At 62.3% G+C, this 18,611-nt stretch carries 15 protein-coding genes; 13 read left to right on the plus strand and 2 right to left on the minus strand.

The window, feature by feature from the left end; translation table 11 throughout:
* Positions 1-444: 444 nt before the first annotated feature.
* Complete coding sequence (locus DGO_RS18440) at positions 445-2,361, minus strand: AfsR/SARP family transcriptional regulator (RefSeq protein ID WP_043804697.1); 1,917 nt, start codon at positions 2,359-2,361, stop codon at positions 445-447.
* A gap of 650 nt (positions 2,362-3,011) precedes the next feature.
* Between DGO_RS18440 and DGO_RS18445 the strand changes: the two genes are divergently transcribed.
* The 10 genes from DGO_RS18445 (at position 3,012) to DGO_RS18495 (ending at position 13,437) form a co-directional block, all read left to right on the plus strand.
* Positions 3,012-4,376, plus strand: coding sequence for a 3' terminal RNA ribose 2'-O-methyltransferase Hen1 (locus DGO_RS18445; protein WP_014686726.1), 1,365 nt, complete (start codon positions 3,012-3,014; stop codon positions 4,374-4,376).
* Positions 4,373-5,287, plus strand: coding sequence for a nucleotidyltransferase domain-containing protein (locus tag DGO_RS18450; RefSeq protein ID WP_014686727.1), 915 nt, complete (start codon positions 4,373-4,375; stop codon positions 5,285-5,287). Before DGO_RS18445 ends, DGO_RS18450 begins: the two co-directional genes overlap by 4 nt.
* Positions 5,284-6,078 (plus strand): nucleotidyltransferase domain-containing protein, encoded by a 795-nt coding sequence (locus DGO_RS18455; protein WP_043804698.1) that lies wholly within the window; start codon positions 5,284-5,286, stop codon positions 6,076-6,078. The genes DGO_RS18450 and DGO_RS18455 overlap by 4 nt, the downstream gene beginning before the upstream one ends.
* Before the next feature lie 34 nt (positions 6,079-6,112).
* Positions 6,113-8,656, plus strand: coding sequence for a polynucleotide kinase-phosphatase (locus DGO_RS18460; protein ID WP_014686729.1), 2,544 nt, complete (start codon positions 6,113-6,115; stop codon positions 8,654-8,656).
* Between the two features lie 498 nt (positions 8,657-9,154).
* Positions 9,155-9,733 (plus strand): type IV toxin-antitoxin system AbiEi family antitoxin domain-containing protein, encoded by a 579-nt coding sequence (locus DGO_RS21385; RefSeq protein WP_169331054.1) that lies wholly within the window; start codon positions 9,155-9,157, stop codon positions 9,731-9,733.
* Positions 9,717-10,529, plus strand: coding sequence for a nucleotidyl transferase AbiEii/AbiGii toxin family protein (locus DGO_RS18470; RefSeq protein WP_014686731.1), 813 nt, complete (start codon positions 9,717-9,719; stop codon positions 10,527-10,529). The genes DGO_RS21385 and DGO_RS18470 overlap by 17 nt, the downstream gene beginning before the upstream one ends.
* Before the next feature lie 48 nt (positions 10,530-10,577).
* Positions 10,578-10,847: a transposase gene (locus tag DGO_RS18475; RefSeq protein WP_014686480.1), complete on the plus strand. Its 270-nt coding sequence runs from the start codon at positions 10,578-10,580 to the stop codon at positions 10,845-10,847.
* Positions 10,844-11,722 carry an IS3 family transposase gene (locus DGO_RS18480; RefSeq protein ID WP_043804552.1) on the plus strand — a complete coding sequence of 293 codons (879 nt, stop codon included), beginning with the start codon at positions 10,844-10,846 and terminating at the stop codon, positions 11,720-11,722. Before DGO_RS18475 ends, DGO_RS18480 begins: the two co-directional genes overlap by 4 nt.
* Before the next feature lie 435 nt (positions 11,723-12,157).
* Complete coding sequence (locus DGO_RS18485) at positions 12,158-12,769, plus strand: ParA family protein (RefSeq protein WP_014686732.1); 612 nt, start codon at positions 12,158-12,160, stop codon at positions 12,767-12,769.
* A gap of 350 nt (positions 12,770-13,119) precedes the next feature.
* The gene (locus DGO_RS18495; RefSeq protein ID WP_226991548.1) at positions 13,120-13,437 is read left to right on the plus strand and encodes an HNH endonuclease; all 318 of its coding nucleotides are present in this window, start codon (positions 13,120-13,122) and stop codon (positions 13,435-13,437) included.
* A 4-nt stretch (positions 13,438-13,441) separates the two neighbouring features.
* Here the strand turns inward: DGO_RS18495 and DGO_RS18500 are convergent, their stop codons facing one another.
* Positions 13,442-14,797: a replication initiator protein A gene (locus DGO_RS18500; RefSeq protein ID WP_226991549.1), complete on the minus strand. Its 1,356-nt coding sequence runs from the start codon at positions 14,795-14,797 to the stop codon at positions 13,442-13,444.
* 501 nt (positions 14,798-15,298) lie between these two features.
* On the opposite strand from DGO_RS18500, the gene DGO_RS22185 reads away from it, so the two are divergent.
* The 3 genes from DGO_RS22185 (at position 15,299) to DGO_RS18510 (ending at position 18,260) form a co-directional block, all read left to right on the plus strand.
* The gene (locus tag DGO_RS22185) at positions 15,299-16,102 is read left to right on the plus strand and encodes an IS982 family transposase (RefSeq protein ID WP_014686736.1); all 804 of its coding nucleotides are present in this window, start codon (positions 15,299-15,301) and stop codon (positions 16,100-16,102) included.
* A 159-nt stretch (positions 16,103-16,261) separates the two neighbouring features.
* Positions 16,262-17,224, plus strand: a complete 963-nt coding sequence (locus DGO_RS18505) for a transposase (protein ID WP_014686737.1) — start codon at positions 16,262-16,264, stop codon at positions 17,222-17,224.
* Positions 17,225-17,330: 106 nt separating this feature from the next.
* Positions 17,331-18,260, plus strand: coding sequence for a hypothetical protein (locus DGO_RS18510; protein WP_014686739.1), 930 nt, complete (start codon positions 17,331-17,333; stop codon positions 18,258-18,260).
* Positions 18,261-18,611 lie beyond the last annotated feature (351 nt).

The raw sequence follows: 18,611 nt of genomic DNA on the forward strand, positions 1-18,611 counted from the left end.
TAAAGAGAGAGGCTCAGGCAAAGCTGACGCTTTATCCGAGACATATCTGGTAGCCTGAAGTTCTTCTCTGCTGTGAGGAGGAGGTAGGGTATCAGCTCACTAATTTGTCGCGAATTACGTCGTGTACTGAGAGCAGCGGCGCTTGGACGTCATCAAGGGAATCACATTCAGATAGCCAGAGCTTGGTCAGCCCAGTCACTGGTTGGCTCGCTGGACTCTCTCTCTCTCCACTCGGTGTATGCCCGTCGGAATTGCCGCCGTACGTCCGGGAGCCCCTGGAGTTGCCGCACCACCTCATCCTGGGGCGCCGGCTCCAGCTCCAGTTCTGCCAGTAGAAACAGCCGCTGAGCCAGACTTCGGCACTCCAGCTCCAGGACCTCTCCCCACATCCCATCAGACATGACATGACGTTAATGCGATCTCACTGAATACTCACTGAATGACTCAATTGAGGACCAGGGTCCGGCTGAGCCGCGCATGCCAGGCCGGCAATTCGTCAACCTCACGTGCCGCACGCAAGGCCAGTTCATGCAGGGTCCGTTGCGCCGCCGCCGGTCCCCGCAACTGCAGCACCGCCTGGACCAGGTACTCGACGAGCCCCTCGTCATTCGGCGCGATCTCCAGCAGGCGCTGCGCCAGCGACTCACACTTCCCGTAATCGCCCGCCGCACTCCACCGCTCCATCAGCGCCAGACCCGTCTTGATCACCGACCATTCCAACCCCTCACGCTCCTCCTCGGCCCAGGTGCTCCCGCTCTCCACCAGGAACGCCCCTCCATAGGCATGGATGGCCTGCACCTGCTCATCCTCCACCCCACCACTGAGCGCCCGCTGAATGTCCAGTGCGTCACAGGAGAGTGGGGCGTCCGAACTGAGTATCCGGTACAGTCCACTCCCCCGCTCATGCACAACCTGCAGCCCTGGGACGGTCTCGGCCAGCTCCTTGCGGCACTGATGCAGATAGTTGGTCGCACGCCGGGGATCGTCGTCGGCCCACAGGGCTGTCAGAATCGCTGACCGGGCCTGCGGCCCCCGCAAGGCCAGGAGGGCGAGCAGTTCCAGGGTACGCCGCATCCCCAGCCGCTTCGGTTGGCCATCGACCAGCAGCCGACTCTCGCCCAGGGTCTGAAGGCTCAGGGCGAGCGGCGTCACGCAGTGGGCGGCCTGCCGGTCGACCAGGAAAACGCCCAGCGGATCATCGGAAGACAGCTGTGTCAGGAAGGCACCGAGCGCGGGAAGGAGTCGCAATTCCGGCAACAGGGCCGCGCCGCTCCCCAACGCGTGACGGAGATGGGCGGCCTGAGTGAGGTGCTGCCGGACTGCCGGGACGTCAGGCAGCTGTACGGCGGCCAGATGCAACTCTGCCCAGGCCTGCTCGCGCAGCGTGCCCAGCGTCCCGAAGGTCGCTCTGGCCTCTTCCAGACACGAGATCGCCAAGGTCCGTTCTCCCTGCGCCGCCAGCCAGTGGCCCCGCCTAAGCTTGATCAGGGCCGTCAACCACGGTGAGGCCGGCAGGGCCAGGGCTCGGCTGAGGTGGGCGTCGGCCCTGCCGGCCTCACCCCGGGCCGTCCAGACCGTGGCCTGACCCAGCTCGCACAGTGCCTCGGTGGCAGGGTCGCTGCCGTCCTGGGCCAGTCGGGACCCCTGGGCGAAGGCAGCCACTGCAGCGTCCCATTGCCCCTGAGACCGCTCGATCAATCCACGGGTGTAGGCGTGGTAGGCGCGTTCACCGGGAAGGGTCTCCAGCAGCCGCCCTGCGTCTTCCAGATCCTGCCGGGCCAGCGTGATCTGACCGGCGTAGAGCTGGACCTGGGCACGCAGGTGCAGGGAGACGACGCGGCGCGCGCCCTGGGCCTGGTCGAGGGCCTGACCGAGGTAGTAGGCGGCCCGGGCCGTGCGGCCCAGCAGGGCATGCGAGGCGCCCAGCAACTGGGATACGCCCGTTCGGAGGGGAAGGCCCGCATCGCCCAGGGTGAGCAGCTCGGCCCAGGCACGCTCCAGGGTCTCGGAGGCAACGTGCGGTTCGCCTGCTTCCATCTGGGTGGCCGCCTGTTCGCGCTGGGCGTACACCCGGTCAAGTGGGTTCAACAGGTCCAGGGGCACGGCGGCGAGTTGACGGGCGGCCTCGCCGTGCTCGCCGAGGTAGCGCAGGACCAGCGAGAGTTCCAGGCCGGCGGCGTGACAGCCCTCAGCGACGGCGCGGCGGAGCAGGTCACGGGCGGGAAGGAGTTGATCCAGAGCAAAGAGGCAGTAGCCGGCCCAGCGGCGGTCGTCCGGGGTGGGATGGTCCATCCGGGTGTAGAAATCGAGGCCGTCCTGAAAACGGCCCTTCTGGATGTCCCGGAAGATAGGGTGCGCCACGTTCAGCAGGATAGCGAATTGGCTCAGCGGCGGGAAAGATCGGCTCAGCGGGCAAAAACCGGTGAATTTCTACGGTCCCTCCACACCTTTGGAGGGGTGCGGAGATGCGCGATCGACTGTGGCGCTGGGCGCTGGCTGGCTGGCTGATGTTGGGAGCATGGGGACAGGCCGAGGGAAATCACAGCGGGGGCGGCTGGTCGACATCGACCCCACCTGTAGTCACCGTGCCGAAGGAATAGCGAGAATTATATAGGTCAGGTCGGGATACCGAGTACCAGTGAGGAAAATAGACTCGTCTTTTTCAAGACGAGTATAGTCTTTACGCAATATCACTAGGGGTATATTACTTTTTAATATCACTAAATCGACTAGATTTATTAGGCAACATAAATCAAAATGATAAATTGCTTTTAATTAGAATTGCAGATTTATTTGATAAAATACTCTGATTAATCCGCTGATTACACTGCCTAGCAAATGATTCAGGATCATAGCGAGCCCGACGGATGACTGAACCTCAATTTTTACGAAGTTGTACGGGTGAACTGATCATGGACTATCGGCAAGCACCTGAAGCTCCTGCATTACGCAAGAGTGCCGATGACCAGCCGTGAACTCGACGGTAGGCTGGGTCTCACAAAAGGAGACCCATGTTGCTGACCATCTCCACCACCCACTCACCCGCGACCGATCTCGGATATCTGCTGCACAAGAACCCGGACCGGACACTCACGTTGACACTTCCGGTCGGGCAGGGTCACGTGTTCTATCCAGAGGCGACGCCTGAGCGCTGCACCGTCGCTCTTCTCGTCGAGGTGGATCCCGTGGTGTTGTCACGCGGCAGGGCAGGCGCCAGTGGCTTACCACTGGAACCGTACGTCAATGACCGTCCTTACGCCGCGTCAAGCTTTCTGAGCAGCGCCATGCGTGAAGCCTTCGGCACAGCCATGGCCGGCCGCAGCAAGGAACGGCCCGAATTGGCCGCGCAGGCCCTGCCCTTCGAGGTCCACCTGCCCGCCCTACCGTCCCGCGGTGACGTCCATCTGGCCGACCGGCTGTTCCGGCCTCTCGGATACCAGGTCACAGCTAGCACGGGCCTACTCGACGACACCTTTCCGGAATGGGGACCAAGTCCCTACCTCGACCTGAAGCTCGGAGGCACCGTACGTCTACAGGACCTCCTGGCCCACCTGTACGTCCTCATTCCGGTGCTGGACGACACCAAGCACTACTACGTCGATGAGGCGGAAATTGACAAGCTTCTGCGCTACGGGGCTGGCTGGCTGGACACCCATCCAGAACGGGAATTGATCACCCGCCGGTTCCTGAAACACCGCCGCGCCCTGCAGCGGGCGGCGCAGGCCCACTTCACGGAAGACGACCTTGAACCCAAGAGACCAGTTGTTCCCAGTCTCAACGACCAGCGCCTCGAAGCGGTCAAAGCCGCGCTGATGGCGAGCGGAGCTGCGACAGTCCTCGATCTCGGCTGCGGGGAGGGCAACCTCCTGGCCAGGCTCCTGCCTGAGCGACAGTTCACGCGGATCCTGGGACTGGACGTGAGTCCACGGGTTCTCACCCGTGCCCGGGAAAATCTCCGCCTCGACGAACTGCCAGAGTCCTACCGCAACCGGCTGATCCTGACCCAGGGCTCCCTGACGTATCGGGACATCCGGTTGCGCGGGTTTGACGCGGCGGCCCTGGTGGAAGTGATCGAACATCTCGACGAGAACCGGCTCTGGACGCTTGAGCGGGTGGTCTTCGCCGACGCGCGCCCAGGCCATGTCGTGGTTACGACCCCCAACGAGGAGTTCAATGCCCGCTGGGCCAGCCTGCCTGCGGGTGACACCCGCCACGCCGATCACCGCTTCGAATGGACCCGCGTCCAGTTCCGGAACTGGGCGGAGCGCGTGGCTGACGAGTTCGGCTATGGGGTGAACTTCCAGGATATCGGAGAGGCTGACGAAGCCCTGGGTCCTCCCACCCAGATGGCTATGTTCCGCCGGGAAATCCCATGAGTCCTGATCTCAGTCCCCTGCCCCTGGGCACCCAGGTGGTCACGCGGATCGCGTTGCACTCCCCCGGCGGTGAAGTGAGCCGCCCGGTCGGTGCGGTCGGACGTGTGGTTAGCGCCCCCACTGATCTGAGTCACGCCTATCATGTGGCCTTCCCCGACGGTGGGCAGTCGGCGTTCCTCCGCCGCGACCTCGACATCCAGCGGCACCACACCAATCCAGACCAGCCACTGGCGCCCGACTGGACACAGTGGGTCCAGTACCGCTGCATCGTGGGCTCCCGTGCGTTCGGCCTCGATACCGAGGCCAGCGATACGGACCGGCGCGGCTTCTACCTGCTGCCCGCCGATCGTCACTGGAGTCTCTGGGGCGTCCCTGAGCAGTTGGAGAACGACGAGCTGCAGGAAACCTATTGGGAACTGCAGAAGTTCGTGACGCTCGCCCTGAAAGCCAATCCGAACGTCCTTGAGTGCCTCTATACCCCGCTGGTGGAGACGGCGGGGCCGGTCGCTCAGGACCTGCTGAGCATGCGCGACGCCTTCCTCTCCACGCTGGTGTATCAGACCTATAACGGGTATGTCCTCTCGCAGTTCAAGCGGATGCAGGCGGACCTGCGCAACCGCGGTGAGATCCGCTGGAAGCACGTCATGCACCTGGTCCGGCTCCTGCTCTCCGGCATCGCCGTGCTGGAACAGGGTGAAGTCATGGTGCACGTCGGCGAACACAGGGACAGTCTCCTGGCCATCAAGCGCGGTGAGGTGCCGTGGAGCGAGATCGACGCCTGGCGACTGGACCTGCATGCCCGCTTTGACCGGGCGCTGATCCAGAGCACGCTGCCCGAGCGCCCGGACTACGCGCGCGTCAACGCCTTCCTGATCCGCGCGCGCCGCAGCATGCTGGAGGTGGAGTCGTGACTTTCCCCGAGGCCCTGACGGAAGCTGTCCACGATCATCCCTATCCCCTGCTGTTCGCCACCATCAGCGGCGCCCACCTCTACGGCTTCCCCAGTCCGGACAGTGACTGGGACCTGCGCGGCGTACATGTCCTGCCTGCGCGGGAGGTGCTCGGACTACTGGGCGGGCAGGACACGGTCCAGCTGATGAACGATCCGCGTCTGAACCACCCGCAGATGGCTCCTTACGGGACCGAGATCGAGCTTGACCTCGTCACACACGACGTTACCAAGTTCTTCCGGCTGCTGCTCAAGCGCAACGGCTACGTGCTGGAACAGTTGCACTCTCCTCTGGTCGTGCAGACCAGCCCGGCGCACGCCGAACTCCGTGCACTCGCCGCCCGTTGCGTGACGCGACATCACGCCCATCACTATCTGGGCTTCAGCGCCAACCAGTGGCGGCTGTTCGCCAGGGAAAGTCCCCGACGGATCAAGCCCCTGCTCTACACCTTCCGCACCTTGCTCACCGGACTCCATCTGATAAAGACGGGGGAAATTCAGGCAAACCTGGGTCTCCTGAACGAGGATGCTAGGTTGCCCTATCTGGATGAACTGATGGACCAGAAGCGCAGTGGGGCCGAGAAAGAGCCTTTTAGCGGGGACGTGGCTTTCTTCGAGAAAGAAATCCAGCGACTCACCCGACGGCTCCAAGAGGCGCGGGACACCAGCCACCTGCCGGGGGAAGTCACACCCGAAACCACCCATGCGCTGAGCGACCTGCTGGTGACCGTCCGGCTGAAGGATCTGCCATGAATGCAGGGTCAGCCGCTTTCCTGTTGGAGACGAGATGACGACGATTCAACTTCCTGAACTGTGCCTGGTGGCTCTGGTGGGGGCATCCGGATCGGGCAAGACGACCCTGGCCCGCCGCATGTTCCAGCCGGGCGAGGTGCTGTCCAGCGACGCCTTCCGCGTGCTGGTCGCGAACGACGAGAACGAGCAGAGCGCCACCAACGACGCCTTCGACAGCCTGTACTTTGTGGCCCGCAAACGCCTGGCGCGGGGCCTGCTCACCGTGATCGACGCAACCAACGTGCAGGCCGACGCCCGCAGGCGCATCGTCGAGCTCGCCAGGGAATTCGATGTGTTGCCCGTCGCGATCGCGCTGGATCTACCGGAGGACACCCTGGTCGAGCGGCACCGGTCACGGACAGACCGGCCCTTCGGCGCACATGTGATCGCCCAGCAGGCGGGTCTCCTGCGCCGGTCGCTGCGAAAACTGCAGGCCGAAGGTTTCCGACAGGTCACAGTCCTGAAAACGGGTGAAGACGTGGATACCGTCCGCGTGGAGCGCCAGCGGCTCTACAACAATCTGCGGCACGAAACGGGGCCCTTCGACTTCATCGGCGACGTCCACGGCTGCCTGGACGAGCTGCGTGATCTACTCAGTCAACTGGGATACCGCGTGACGAAAGATCTGACGGTCACACCACCAGTGGGCCGCCGGGCCGTCTTCCTGGGTGACCTGGTCGACCGGGGGCCTGACACCCCAGGCGTGCTGCGCCTCGTGATGGGGATGGTAGAGGCGGGAACCGCGCTGTGCGTTCCTGGGAACCACGACATCAAGTTGCTGCGAGCCCTGCAGGGGCGCAAGGTCACGGTGTCGCATGGCCTGCAAGAGTCGTTGGAACAGCTGGCCGCCGAATCGCCTGAGTTCCGCCAGCGTATCGCGGCGTTCATCGAGGGTCTGGTCAGCCATTACGTCCTCGATGGAGGCCGGGTGGTCGCCGCTCATGCCGGTATGAAAGGGGCCTATCAGGGCCGGGCTTCGGGCCGCGTCCGGGAGTTCGCGCTGTATGGGGAGACGACCGGAGAGACCGACGAGTTCGGGGTTCCTGTCCGCTGGAACTGGGCGGCCGAGTACCGGGGTGAGGCGATGGTCATCTATGGTCACACCCCGGTCCCCGCAGCGGAGTGGCTCAACCGCACCATCGATATCGATACCGGTTGTGTCTTCGGGGGGCGCCTTACAGGGCTGAGATACCCGGAACTGGAGTTGATGAGCGTCCCGGCCCGGCAGGTATATGCCGATCCCATCCGACCAATCCAACTGGAGGCCGATGCCCGGTCAGCGCAGCACACGAACGACGAACTGCTCGACCTCGGGGACGTGATGGGGAAGCGCACGATCGAGACTGCCCTGCGTGGGCGAGTCACTGTACGGGAGGGGGAAGCCGCAGCGGCTCTGGAGACACTCAGCCGCTTCGCCGTGGATCCGCGCTGGCTGGTCTACCTGCCGCCGACCATGAGTCCCAGTGAGACCTCACAACGCGAAGGGTATCTGGAATATCCCACAGAGGCTTTCGAGCACTATCGCCGCGCCGGCGCCGAACAGGTCGTGTGCGAGGAAAAACACATGGGTTCGAGGGCCGTGGTGGTGGTGGCACGCGACGCACAGACCGCTCGGGCGAGGTTCGGCGTTCAGGATGGCCGGGCGGGCGTGGTGTACACCCGGTCGGGCCGGGCGTTCTTCGAGGAGCCGTCTCTGGAGACTGCCGTGGTGGACCGTATCCGCGCGGCGCTGGAGACCAGTGGCCTCTGGGAGGAGTTGCAGACCGGCTGGCTGGTGCTGGATACCGAGATTCTGCCCTGGTCCCTGAAGGCAGGTGACCTGATCCGGCGGCAGTACGCAGCGGTGGGTCAGGCGGCGGCTGCGACCTTCCCGGCGGAAGTGCGCGCCCTTGAGGCCGCTGTGGCCCGTGGCCTGCCGCTGGGTGAACTTCTTGAACGTACCCGTGAGCGTAAGGTGCTGACCACCGCCTATGTGCGTGCCTACCGCCAGTACGTGCGCCGCGTCTCGTCTCCCGTGGACATTCAGCTGGCCCCCTTTCACCTGCTGGCCAGCGAGGGGGGCGTGCACGTGGACCGCGACCACGGGTGGCATCTGGCGTCCCTCACCCGGTTGGCGTCGGCTGACCCGGCCCTCTTCGTTGCCACGGCCCACCGTGTGGTGGACCTGAACGATCCGCAGGGCATGGCGGAGGCCGAGCAGTGGTGGCTGGAGCTCACTGGACGGGGCGGGGAGGGCATGGTGGTCAAGCCGTGGGGGTTTCTCGCCCGGGGTCGCCAGGGGCTGGTGCAGCCTGCGGTCAAAGTGCGGGGCCGTGAGTACCTGCGAATCATCTACGGTCCGGAGTACACCCGCCCAGAGCATCTGGAGCGCCTGCGGTCCCGGGGCCTGAACGCCAAGCGTTCGCTGGCCCTCCGTGAATTCGCACTGGGGATTGAGGGGTTGGAAAGGTTCGTGCGGGGCGAGCCCCTGCGGCGGGTGCACGAATGCGTCGTCGGTGTCAGCGCTCTGGAGAGCGAAGGTCTCGATCCGAGGCTTTAGGACAGCCCTGATTGACCGAGGTGCTCAGGCTGCCTCCAGGTCTTCGCAGGCTCGTGTCAGAGGTGATTGCCGGGACATTGCCGAGGATCAGGGAGTGACGCCCACGCGACAGTCATCCTGATCCTCACTGACTCGCTGCAGCCATAATTGGTCTTACTCCTTTTTACCCCCAGGTGTCTGAAAAAGGCCCTGGATGGATCTGGGAGACCAGGTCGATTGCCTGGGATGGTTGAGTGTGTCCAGACAGGGAGATAGGAAATCAGCAAAGGGCTGCGGCCAGGTGTGGGATCCAGACATATGCCGAACACCGGCCAGGACGGTAGAGAGTGGCTGAAAGCGCCTCTAGGTGACAATGTCCTGCTGGTCTCTGGCAGAACGACTTATGTTTCAAAGTCTAGGCTCTTTTGAGATTTTGCCTATACTACGGAACAGATCTCTATGTCGCATCTCAGCCATCGCTCTCAATTGCTGCACCTAGCCCTTGCGCAGGGTGGCTACGTGACTTCCTCCGAACTCACCTCAGCCGGGATCCCCCGGGTCGAACTCAGCCGGGCAACCAGGGCAGGGCAGCTCGTTCGCCTGGCCCGCGGGACCTACCGCCTGACCCAGATCGATGGCTTGCCGCCGGTCGCCGCGGAAGCGACCGACCTTCTTGAAGTGCAGCTCCGCTCCCCCTATGCGCGGCCCTGCCTGATCAGTGCCTTGCATCTGCATGGCCTGACGACCACCCGGCCCCACCGTCTCCAGTTTGCCCTCCCCAGAAACCGGCAGGCCCTGGACTTCGAGGGTCTTCCCATGGAGTTTTTCTACTTCAGTGATCTGGCCTACCACGAGGGCACGCTCGCCTTCCCTGTGCGTGAGCGCTGGCTGACCACCTACACCGTCGAGAAAACGTTGGTCGATCTTCTGCGCGCCGCGCCGCGGCTTGGCCGGGAGCTCTACCTCGAAGGTCTCAAGAACGCTCTCCGGTACCGAAAGCTCGACCGGCGGGAGTTGTTCCGCCTGGCCAGGCTGCTCCGGGTCGGCAAAACACTGGAACACGACCTGGAGGTGCTCGAGCATGATCAGGACCATTAACGCCGGGAGCATTCTGGCGCGCCTGAAAAATCTGCAGCGCGACCGCTACCCGAATCTTCCGCCCAACACGATGCTGCAGCTCTACGCCCAGCAGGGCCTCCTCGCCCGCCTTGATGCCTCTCCCTACGCCGAGAGGTGTGTCCTGAAAGGCGCCATGAGCCTGTTCGCACGCTACGGCAATGCTGCACGACCGACCCAGGACCTCGATCTCGCGACCCGGGACCTACCGAACACGCCAGAGCAGATCCACACCCTGCTGACAGAGCTCTGTACAGTCCCATTCGGAGATGGGCTCAGCTTCGATCCCGACAGCATCCGGGTGGAGGTCATCAACGAGGCCTTCGACTATCCAGGCGTCAAAGCTTTTCTCCAGGCTACGCTCGGACCTTCAAGGGTGCATCTCCAGCTCGATTTCTCCTTCGGAAATGTCATCACGCCTGCGCCTGTGCAGCTGGTCTTCCCTCCCCTGCTGATCGAGGAGGGCGTGCGTATTGCCGTCTACCCCCTCGAAACCGTGATCACCGAGAAATTTGCGGCCCTCGTCGAAATTGGTGAGGCCACCACCCGTATGAAGGACCTCTATGACCTTCACGTCATCCTCTTTACAGAACTTTTCGAAGCAGAAACTGTCCGGAAGGCGTTGACACGGAGCTTTGCCGCCCGTGGCACACCCACCGACCACATCCCGGACATTCTTGGAGAAGAGTTTGCCCAGAATGAGACGTTGCAGCGACGCTGGCAGCAGTATCTGAGGCGGACCTGGTCTGCCCCCCGAAAACTGGTCGGGATGAAGTAGAGAGTCAGGCTCGCCCCCGCCAGCCGTAGGCTGGGAAGCGAGGCCCCCATGAAAAACCGGCAGTTCAGCGAAGATCAGATCATCAAGCTGCTCCAGGACGCCAAAAAGGGCGAGAAGCCAGTCGAGGACCTGTGCCGTGACTTCGGCTGCAGTCCGGCGTCCTTTTACGCCTGGAAGAAGAAGTACGGCGATATGGCGCCCGACGAAGCCAAACGGCTTCGTCGTCTGGAGAAGGAGAACGCCCGCCTCCTGAAAATTGTCGGGCAGCAGCGCTTGGAGATCGATGCCATGAAGGACGTGATCCAGAAAAAGCGGTGACGCCCGCCGAGAGACGGGCGGCAGCGAGGCAACTCGTTGCCGCCCAGGTCAAGCCCGAACGGGCTTGCCTCCTGGTGGGCATTCCCAGATCCACGTGGTACTACCGTCCGAAGCCGCGCCAGGATGGGGACTTCCAGCAGCGCATTCGCGAACTGGCCCTTATGCATCCCCGACGCGGGTACCGCTTCATTCACGCCCTCCTCGTCCAGGAGGGACATCGCGTCAACCGGAAGAAGGTCCGGCGCATCTGGCGCGAGGAGCACCTGACGGTCACGACCAGACGCCGACAGAAGATCCGCACTGGGGCGAGTGTTCCTATGCAGGCTGAGTTCCCGGATCACGTGTGGACGTACGACTTCCTCTTCGATCAGACCCTGGAGGGGACGACGTTGAAGATCCTGACGCTGACTGACGAGTTCACCCGTCAGTCCCTGGCGCTGCGGGTGGCGGAGTCCTTCACGTCCATGGACGTGAAGGACGTCCTGCACGAGGTCATTGCCACGCGTGGCGCGCCAGGATTCATTCGCAGCGACAACGGCCCGGAGTTCATCGCCCGCGACCTGGGGATCTGGCTGGCGGTTCAGGACGTTGGCACTCGGTTCATTCTGCCAGGGAAACCGTGGCAGAACGGCTTCGCTGAGAGTTTCCACTCTCGGTTGCGGGAGGAGTGTCTGAATCTGGAGGTGTTCTACTCGGCGCGGCACGCCGGTGTCGTTCTGGACAGCTATCGCAGCTTTTACAACGCCAGAAGACCGCATTCCTCGCTGGGCTACCGAACCCCTGACGATTATGCTCAGCAGGCCAGGGGGCGGCCTGCCGCCCCCCTTTGCGGACAGAGCACCGCAAATGTGGACGTCAGACCGTCCCCTGGGTAAGCAGGAAGAGCCCATGTTGTACCCTGCTCTTGAGCCGAGCCTCTACTCGAAACTGTCCAAACTTTGGGGCCAGCCCAGACCCGGTTTACAGCCCTTATGTTCGGAGAGGTAATGTCCCAGCTCCAGACCTTCTACAGACCATTGCTGCTGGACGGTACAGAGATCAGAGCGTGGGATGGTAAGGAATGGCGGTAAGCCGGCCTCCTTCCTGAGTGGGGTCTACCTGTCTCTACAGGTTTATGAATGTATGTATTTTTAGAATTTTGCACAGATGAAATGGTGAAATATGTGTGGTGAAGTTTCTGCTGCTCACGCATTCCCGACCCATGGCAAAAATTCTCTATTTCCAAGAGTGTTGTTACAAAAATAATTTTGCACAGCTAAAATTACATACTTCCAGAGGTGTGACCGTGCATACCGCTGTAAAGTCAGGCCATGATCGTGACTGTCGCCGGCTTCAAAGGGGGGGTCGCCAAGACCACTTCCGCCGTCCATCTGGCTGCCTACCTGCAACGCCTCGCGCCGACCCTTCTCGTTGATGGGGATGCTAACCGCAGCGCCTCCCTCTGGGCTTCCCATGAAGGACTTCCCTTCACTGTGGTGCCTGAGGCGCAGGCGATGAAATATGCCCGGCAGTTCGAGCACATCGTCATCGATACTGGGGCGCGCCCCAGCGGGGATGAGTTACGGGACCTGGTAGGCGGATGTGATCTGCTGGTCCTCCTTACCAACCCTGAGGCCATGAGTCTCGATGCCCTGCTTCAGACCACCGAGGCGCTGCAGAACCTGGGCGGTCAGTACCGCATTCTCCTGACACTGGTTCCCCCCAGTCCGTCCAGAGAGGGAGAGGAGGCGCGGGCCCTGCTTGAAGCGGAGAGCTTGCCGGTGATGCGCGCCGCTATCCGCCAGACCTCGGCCTTTCGCCACGCGAGTGCCCAGGGCGTACCGGTCTACGGCCTCAAGGGCTCCCGTTCCGCCAAACTCGCCTGGCTGGACTACGAGCGGGCAGCTCAGGAAATCGTGGCTGCTATTCAGGAGAAGGCGTGACGGGCAGCAAGTTCTCCGGTTTGCGGGCCATGCGGGAGAAGCGGACACAGGAGGCAGAGGCGGAGGCTCCTGCGCCTTCACCTACCGCCGTCCCCGCTCCACCACCCCTAACTCCAGAGGAGCCCCGTCGCCGGGTGGGGCGTCCCCCGGGAAAGCGCTCAGACCCCAACTATCAACAGGTCACGGTCCTCCTGCGGGCCAATACCTATCTCGAGGTCCGTAAGCGTCTTCTCGACGAACGCAAGGAGGTCAGCGAGTTGCTTAACGATCTCCTCGACGAGTGGCTGAAGCGCTAACTACTATAATTTTGCACAGTTGAAATTGTAAAATTCCAGAAGAGGAGAATGGTTATGAGCCGTCAGCGTACACAGAAAAGATATGCCGCCGTCTGGGACAAGGCGACCGGACGATCCATTCGCGTGCACCGGCGCGTGGCCGCCGAACTGCTCGGCCGTCCCCTTCTTCCTGGAGAGGTGGTCCATCACGTTGACGGCAACTCGCTGAACAATACGCCAGAGAACCTGCTCGTGCTCCGCAGCCAGCGGCACCACGCCTCTCTGGAACAGTACCTCCGACGCGCCCGGCTGGGGCAGCCCACCCTGTTCCCTGACCTGCTGGAAGCCTACCGTCAAGGCAAGGCAGGAACGCTCTTCCAGTTCGTTCAGTAGCCTTTCAGCTGGAGTCCCCCGCCTGCCGTAACTGCTCTACGAACGCTTCCCGGCGCCCCGCAGCCGCAGCGGCAATGCCCTCCTTGAGGAGGACAGCAGGAGAGACCTGTCCACTGATGACCTGAAAGCGCAACAAGTCGTAGTCACCAACCTTGAACAGCTTGCGGTAATGCAGGTCCAGGCGCCGGATCAGGCGCTCCGCCGCCCGGTCAAGGGGAAGGCCGTCGAAGTCCTCCTCCACTGTCGGCTCGGCAAGCAGGGGCTCCATCACGGTCCGGGGGGCCTTGGGAGCCCCTGGTGACGCCGCAGGACCTGCGGCGGGGTAGGGATAGTCGTCCGGGTGCTGGATGAGGTGCATCAGGGCCGCGGCTTTCGTTTTGCGGACCACCAGGACGCCAGAGGCCACGAGGGCCGTGAAGCGGGCTATAGCATCGGCAAGGAAGACCTCGCCCAGTTCCCGGACGAGCCTACGGACCATACCGTCTGCTACCCCGTACTCCCGGAACTTGCGCATCAGCGCCGGGTCCACGCGTGTGAAGTCCCGGGCGAACTCGTAGCGGACAGTCTGGTCCCGCCCACGTCCTGAAAGCACCACGTCGGCGAGGTACCCCCGCTTGACCAGCTCCTCGTGGGGGGCGCTCAGTGCACGGATGACCCGCCACGCCTGGCCGTCGCTCGGGATCTTGCACTGGTCACCCCAGGCCAGGACGGGGAAGGTCAGGGTGTCGACCTGACGGTGAGGGTCCTCCGGATCAATCCGCGCCGCGTCGAGAACGCGGTAGAGCACCCGGGTGCGGGGTCTGGACAGGGAAGACATGAACTCCGAGTCGAGCGGCTTGACGTAGCCACTGCGGATACTGGCGACCACGTCATCGGCCAGACGCAGGACGATCATCGAGCGCTCGTCGAAGAGGCCGACGCCATCCAGGGTCGTGAAGTTCAACGATTCGATGAAATGGAATTTCGCATGGGTCCACCGCCGGTTGGGGTGGTCCCGCCAACCGCCGGAGACGGTGTAATTCGCCTGATGCAGCCGCTCAAGGCATTCCCGCAGCAGACCCAGGTACTTGCCGGACTTGTGCCAGCCGCACAGATGGAGGAGGGACGTGGCGGCCACAGTGACGCGGCCGTCCTCTGGCATCCCCGCCTCAATGTAGAGATTGATCAGCGCCGCGCTCACATCACTGTCCAGGCCGTGAGGCACGGTGGATTTGACGCTTGCTGTACAGCTGATCCGCACGATCCTTCCCTGCGTCTCGTACATGACGCTCCACTCCTGCATCTCGACCTGATCCAGTGCCACGATCAGGTTGAGTCGCGAGAGATTGAGGTCGTCGAGGTGGCGGGGCAAGGTGTTCAAGGTCTTGATGATGATTTTACTGGTACTGATTGGAAAAGAAGAAAAGATATGAATTGATGACATCATCAAGACCGGTCGATAACTGCTGTCCTAGACGTGTAAAATACCCTCAATGCAACCAGTGTGTCACCGAGGACGCAACGGGTATGTCACCGATGTGGCCGGTGAACACAACAGGTGTGTCACCGGCGGGCAGAGGAGTGCAACGGGTGTGTCACCCAGGATGCAATCAGTGTGTCACCGAGAATGCAACGGGTGTGTCACTGGGGAGGTCTGGAAAACCAACCGGTGTGTCACCCTGGATGTCTTCCAAATCAACCAGTGTGTCACCAAGGATGCAACGGGTGTGTCACCGTGAAATCCTCCAAAACGACGAGTGTGTCACCGTGAATCAACCCGGCTCTCGCTCTTACGCCTCATTGTGTGGAGACAAGAAATCTCGTTTAGGGCTCGCGCCATGACCTGTTCAATGGCTCCCAGAGGGCAAAAAATGGAGACGGTATGGCTAGATACCGTCTCCATCACAGTTTAGGCCGACGAGCCGTCATCCGCCAGCTTCACCGCTGGGCCAAACGGCATTTCAGTGACGTCAAGCGGTGTTCGCACCAGAAACTGAGTGATGCCCTGTTGGTCGCCCTGTTGCTCAGCCGACTGATCTTCAAACATCCGTTCCCGTCCATCTGGTGGAACATCCTGAGGGAAGATCGACACGATCTTCCCTCCTACACGCAGGCGTATATCCGGGGACAGCGATTGCTTGAACAACTTGAAGCGGTCGCCACCCCATCACAATCCTGCATGGAAGTGATCGTCGATTCCATGCCTCTGCCCGTCTGCCGACCCAAACGGGGGAAGCGTTGTGCGTTTCCCGGTGCTCGTTGGGGTTACGGCACGCAGGGAGACGTCTACGGATACAAGTTGCACGCGTGGGTGACCGCTTCGGGTGCCATCGTGCAGTATCTGATCCGACCAGCCAATTTGCACGATACGACCGTAAGCTACGAGCTCAACCGGCGGTGGCCCGACTTCGGCGGGCCACGCATCATCGGTGATAAGGGGTACTGCTGCTTGGGCTACGTGTTCCCACCGAAGAGGAATACCCGGTACGACACGGGGTGGCGGCCTGGCCGCCACCCTCGATTGCGAAAACGCATTGAAACGGTGTTCTCTAGTTTGGTCGAGGCTCAGATTCGCTCTGTGCAGACGAAAACGTTGCGGTCGCTCCGTCTCCGTGTCGTCCTGGCCCTCTGTACCGGACATCTTCAGGTTGAGGCTGTGCTGGACGCAAAATTCCTGAACGTATGATCGGTCGCGAATCGGCACAACAAACGGCGGTGTTTTGGGTGTGTGACCATCCCAGAACCCGCCGATCTCCAGCGTACTGAACTCACTCGCCATTTCAAAGCCTGCGTGCCCTTCCTGCGCCACGACACGCTGCAGCGTGTCGTGGACGTGATCTTCGCGATGGTAACCGCGAGGAGCGTGAACCAGAGTGACCTGTGCGCCCACCTGCCTGGGGCAAGCTCCCTCGACGCGAAGAAACGCCGGGTGGAACGAGGGTGCCGGGATCCCCAGCTGACCGGACCGGTGTTCCTATCCTTTCTGCTGGCCCTGCTGCCCCCTGGGAAACTGCTGCTCAGCATGGACCGGACGACCTGGGAGCGTGGCGAGTCGCCCCTGAACCTCTTGGTCCTCGGCGTCGTGTTGCACGGGTACACGGTGCCGCTCGTCTGGACCGCTCTCGATCACGACGGCAACAGCGGCACGGTCCGGCGCATCCAATTGGTCTCACGACTCCTGAAGGCCCTTCCAGCGGCCCGCTGGAAGGGCTTGGTCGCTGACCGGGAGTTCATCGGTGGGGAGTGGTTCCGCTTCCTGAGGCGCAAGGGCATCAAACGGGCCATCCGCATCCGAAAGAACGCTGTGGTCGACGAGCTGCGCGTGGACGCGTGGTTCGGTGATCTGAAGGTTGGGGAAGTCCGGTGCATGGCTGAAAAGGCGTACGTCTACGGTAAGGTGATGCAGGTCGTGGCCACCAGGTCCCCCGCGGGGGACCTGGTGGCCATTGCCACGGATTTCAGCGTGTGGGACACCTGCGTGCTGTACCGAGCTCGCTGGTCGGTGGAGTGCACGTTCGCGAGCCTCAAGGTCCGCTGGTTCGATTTGGAGCGGACCGGCATCACCCGAACAGACCGGCTGGACCGTCTGTTCGGGCTGGTCGTCCTGGCCTGGATCAGCTGCCTCCGGGTGGGCGTGTGGCTCCAGGCGCAGGTTCCGGTCAAGGTGAAGGCTCATGGCCGGGCGGCCATGAGCCTCGTGCGGTACGGCGCGGAGCGGCTGTGCCATGCCCTGCGGTGGAATCTCCCCGAGTTACCCGCACTGATCAGGCTGCTGAGCACACCATTTCACGCGCCAGGCGCGGCTTGAAGGCAAGATGTCCGGTACAGAGCGCTGCCCTGAAAGTTCTGATCGGGACGTGTACTGACGACGGCGACATCACTTACAAGGAAACGGGAGTGGACTTCCAGATACCATGATTGACATCACCCAGATACCATTCGAGCTTGGCCTGGTCGAGGCTGCGTTGACTCACGGCCAACAACTCTATGTCCGTACCTCCGACGAGGTGGCCCACGTAGCCGTAGACGGGATTGTCACGGTCCTGCACACGTTCGATGCGCAGAGTCCGCTGGCCTTCAAGGGCCTCGTCCTCGTGGGCGACGACTTGATGACGATCGACCGACCATTGGGGGCGACACCCATCCTGACCTCCGTGTCTCTCCAGGGAGAGGTTGAACGATACCCAGCCGTGCCCCTCCATCATCCTTCAGGACTGACTGTGCTTGCCGGCCAGCCTGTCGTGTCGGATCAGCAGCCTCCGCTGACCAAATTCCTCTTGGGTACGGCAGGAGCACGTGTTCCGGTCGACGCCAGAAATCTCACCCACTGGGAGGTGAGCGGCGACGAACTGGTCTACAGCGACGCCATCGGCCTGCACCAGGGCCATCCAACCAACCCGCGGACGGTCATGAAGCGGACGGGGATCCTCACCTTTGATCTGGCTGGCCACTGCGTGATTCAGAAGCTCGAAGAGGGCCGGTCCGTATTCGAGGTCGTGTCTGCTGGCACCTCACGCACCGTGACGGAAGTCAATCGCCCAGCCGCCCTTCACCGCCTCTCTGGGGAGACATTCGTGCGCTTCCGGAACCAGATTGCGCCGGCATTGATGCCAGACGCCCTGGAGACGCTCCCAAAGGCCACGGATCTGGGCACGGTCGCGGAGGTATGCGGCGGCCTGAGTTATCTCGACGATGACCGGCAGTTGCGGTGGAGTGCGGATGGAATCTACTGGAAGACCTTTGAGCCGGCTATCCGCGCATCAGACGTCGTGCCCGTGAATGAATTGGAGTTGGTTCTGACCGGCCGCCGAGCGTCCGCCTGGGTGAGGAGCGCAGCCCCATAAAGATTTAGTGCCATTACATTTCTTGGCCCCCATCAAACCTGGCGCACCGTCTCCGCTGGAAAGACATTTTTGGGAAGGTACCCTACTGCGCCTCGGCGCGGGCGATCTAGGACAGAGCATCGAAGATGTCCCGAATGGTGTGTTTTCGCTGCCGCACCTCCTATGGACTCAGAAGGTACGGTTGCAGGAAAAGAGAGGTGCAGTCGTCTACGTCTCTAGGATAATCTTGCCGGACCACCTGCTCATTCTGCCCTGCCCGAACTTTTGTTACAGCAATTCAGATCTGTTTTGAGTAGTCCCCAGAGGCCGATGTGTGAGATGCCATGAAAACGCCAAGTTCGTGCCAATGTC

This window comes from Deinococcus gobiensis I-0, assembly GCF_000252445.1.
Lineage (GTDB): Bacteria > Deinococcota > Deinococci > Deinococcales > Deinococcaceae > Deinococcus > Deinococcus gobiensis.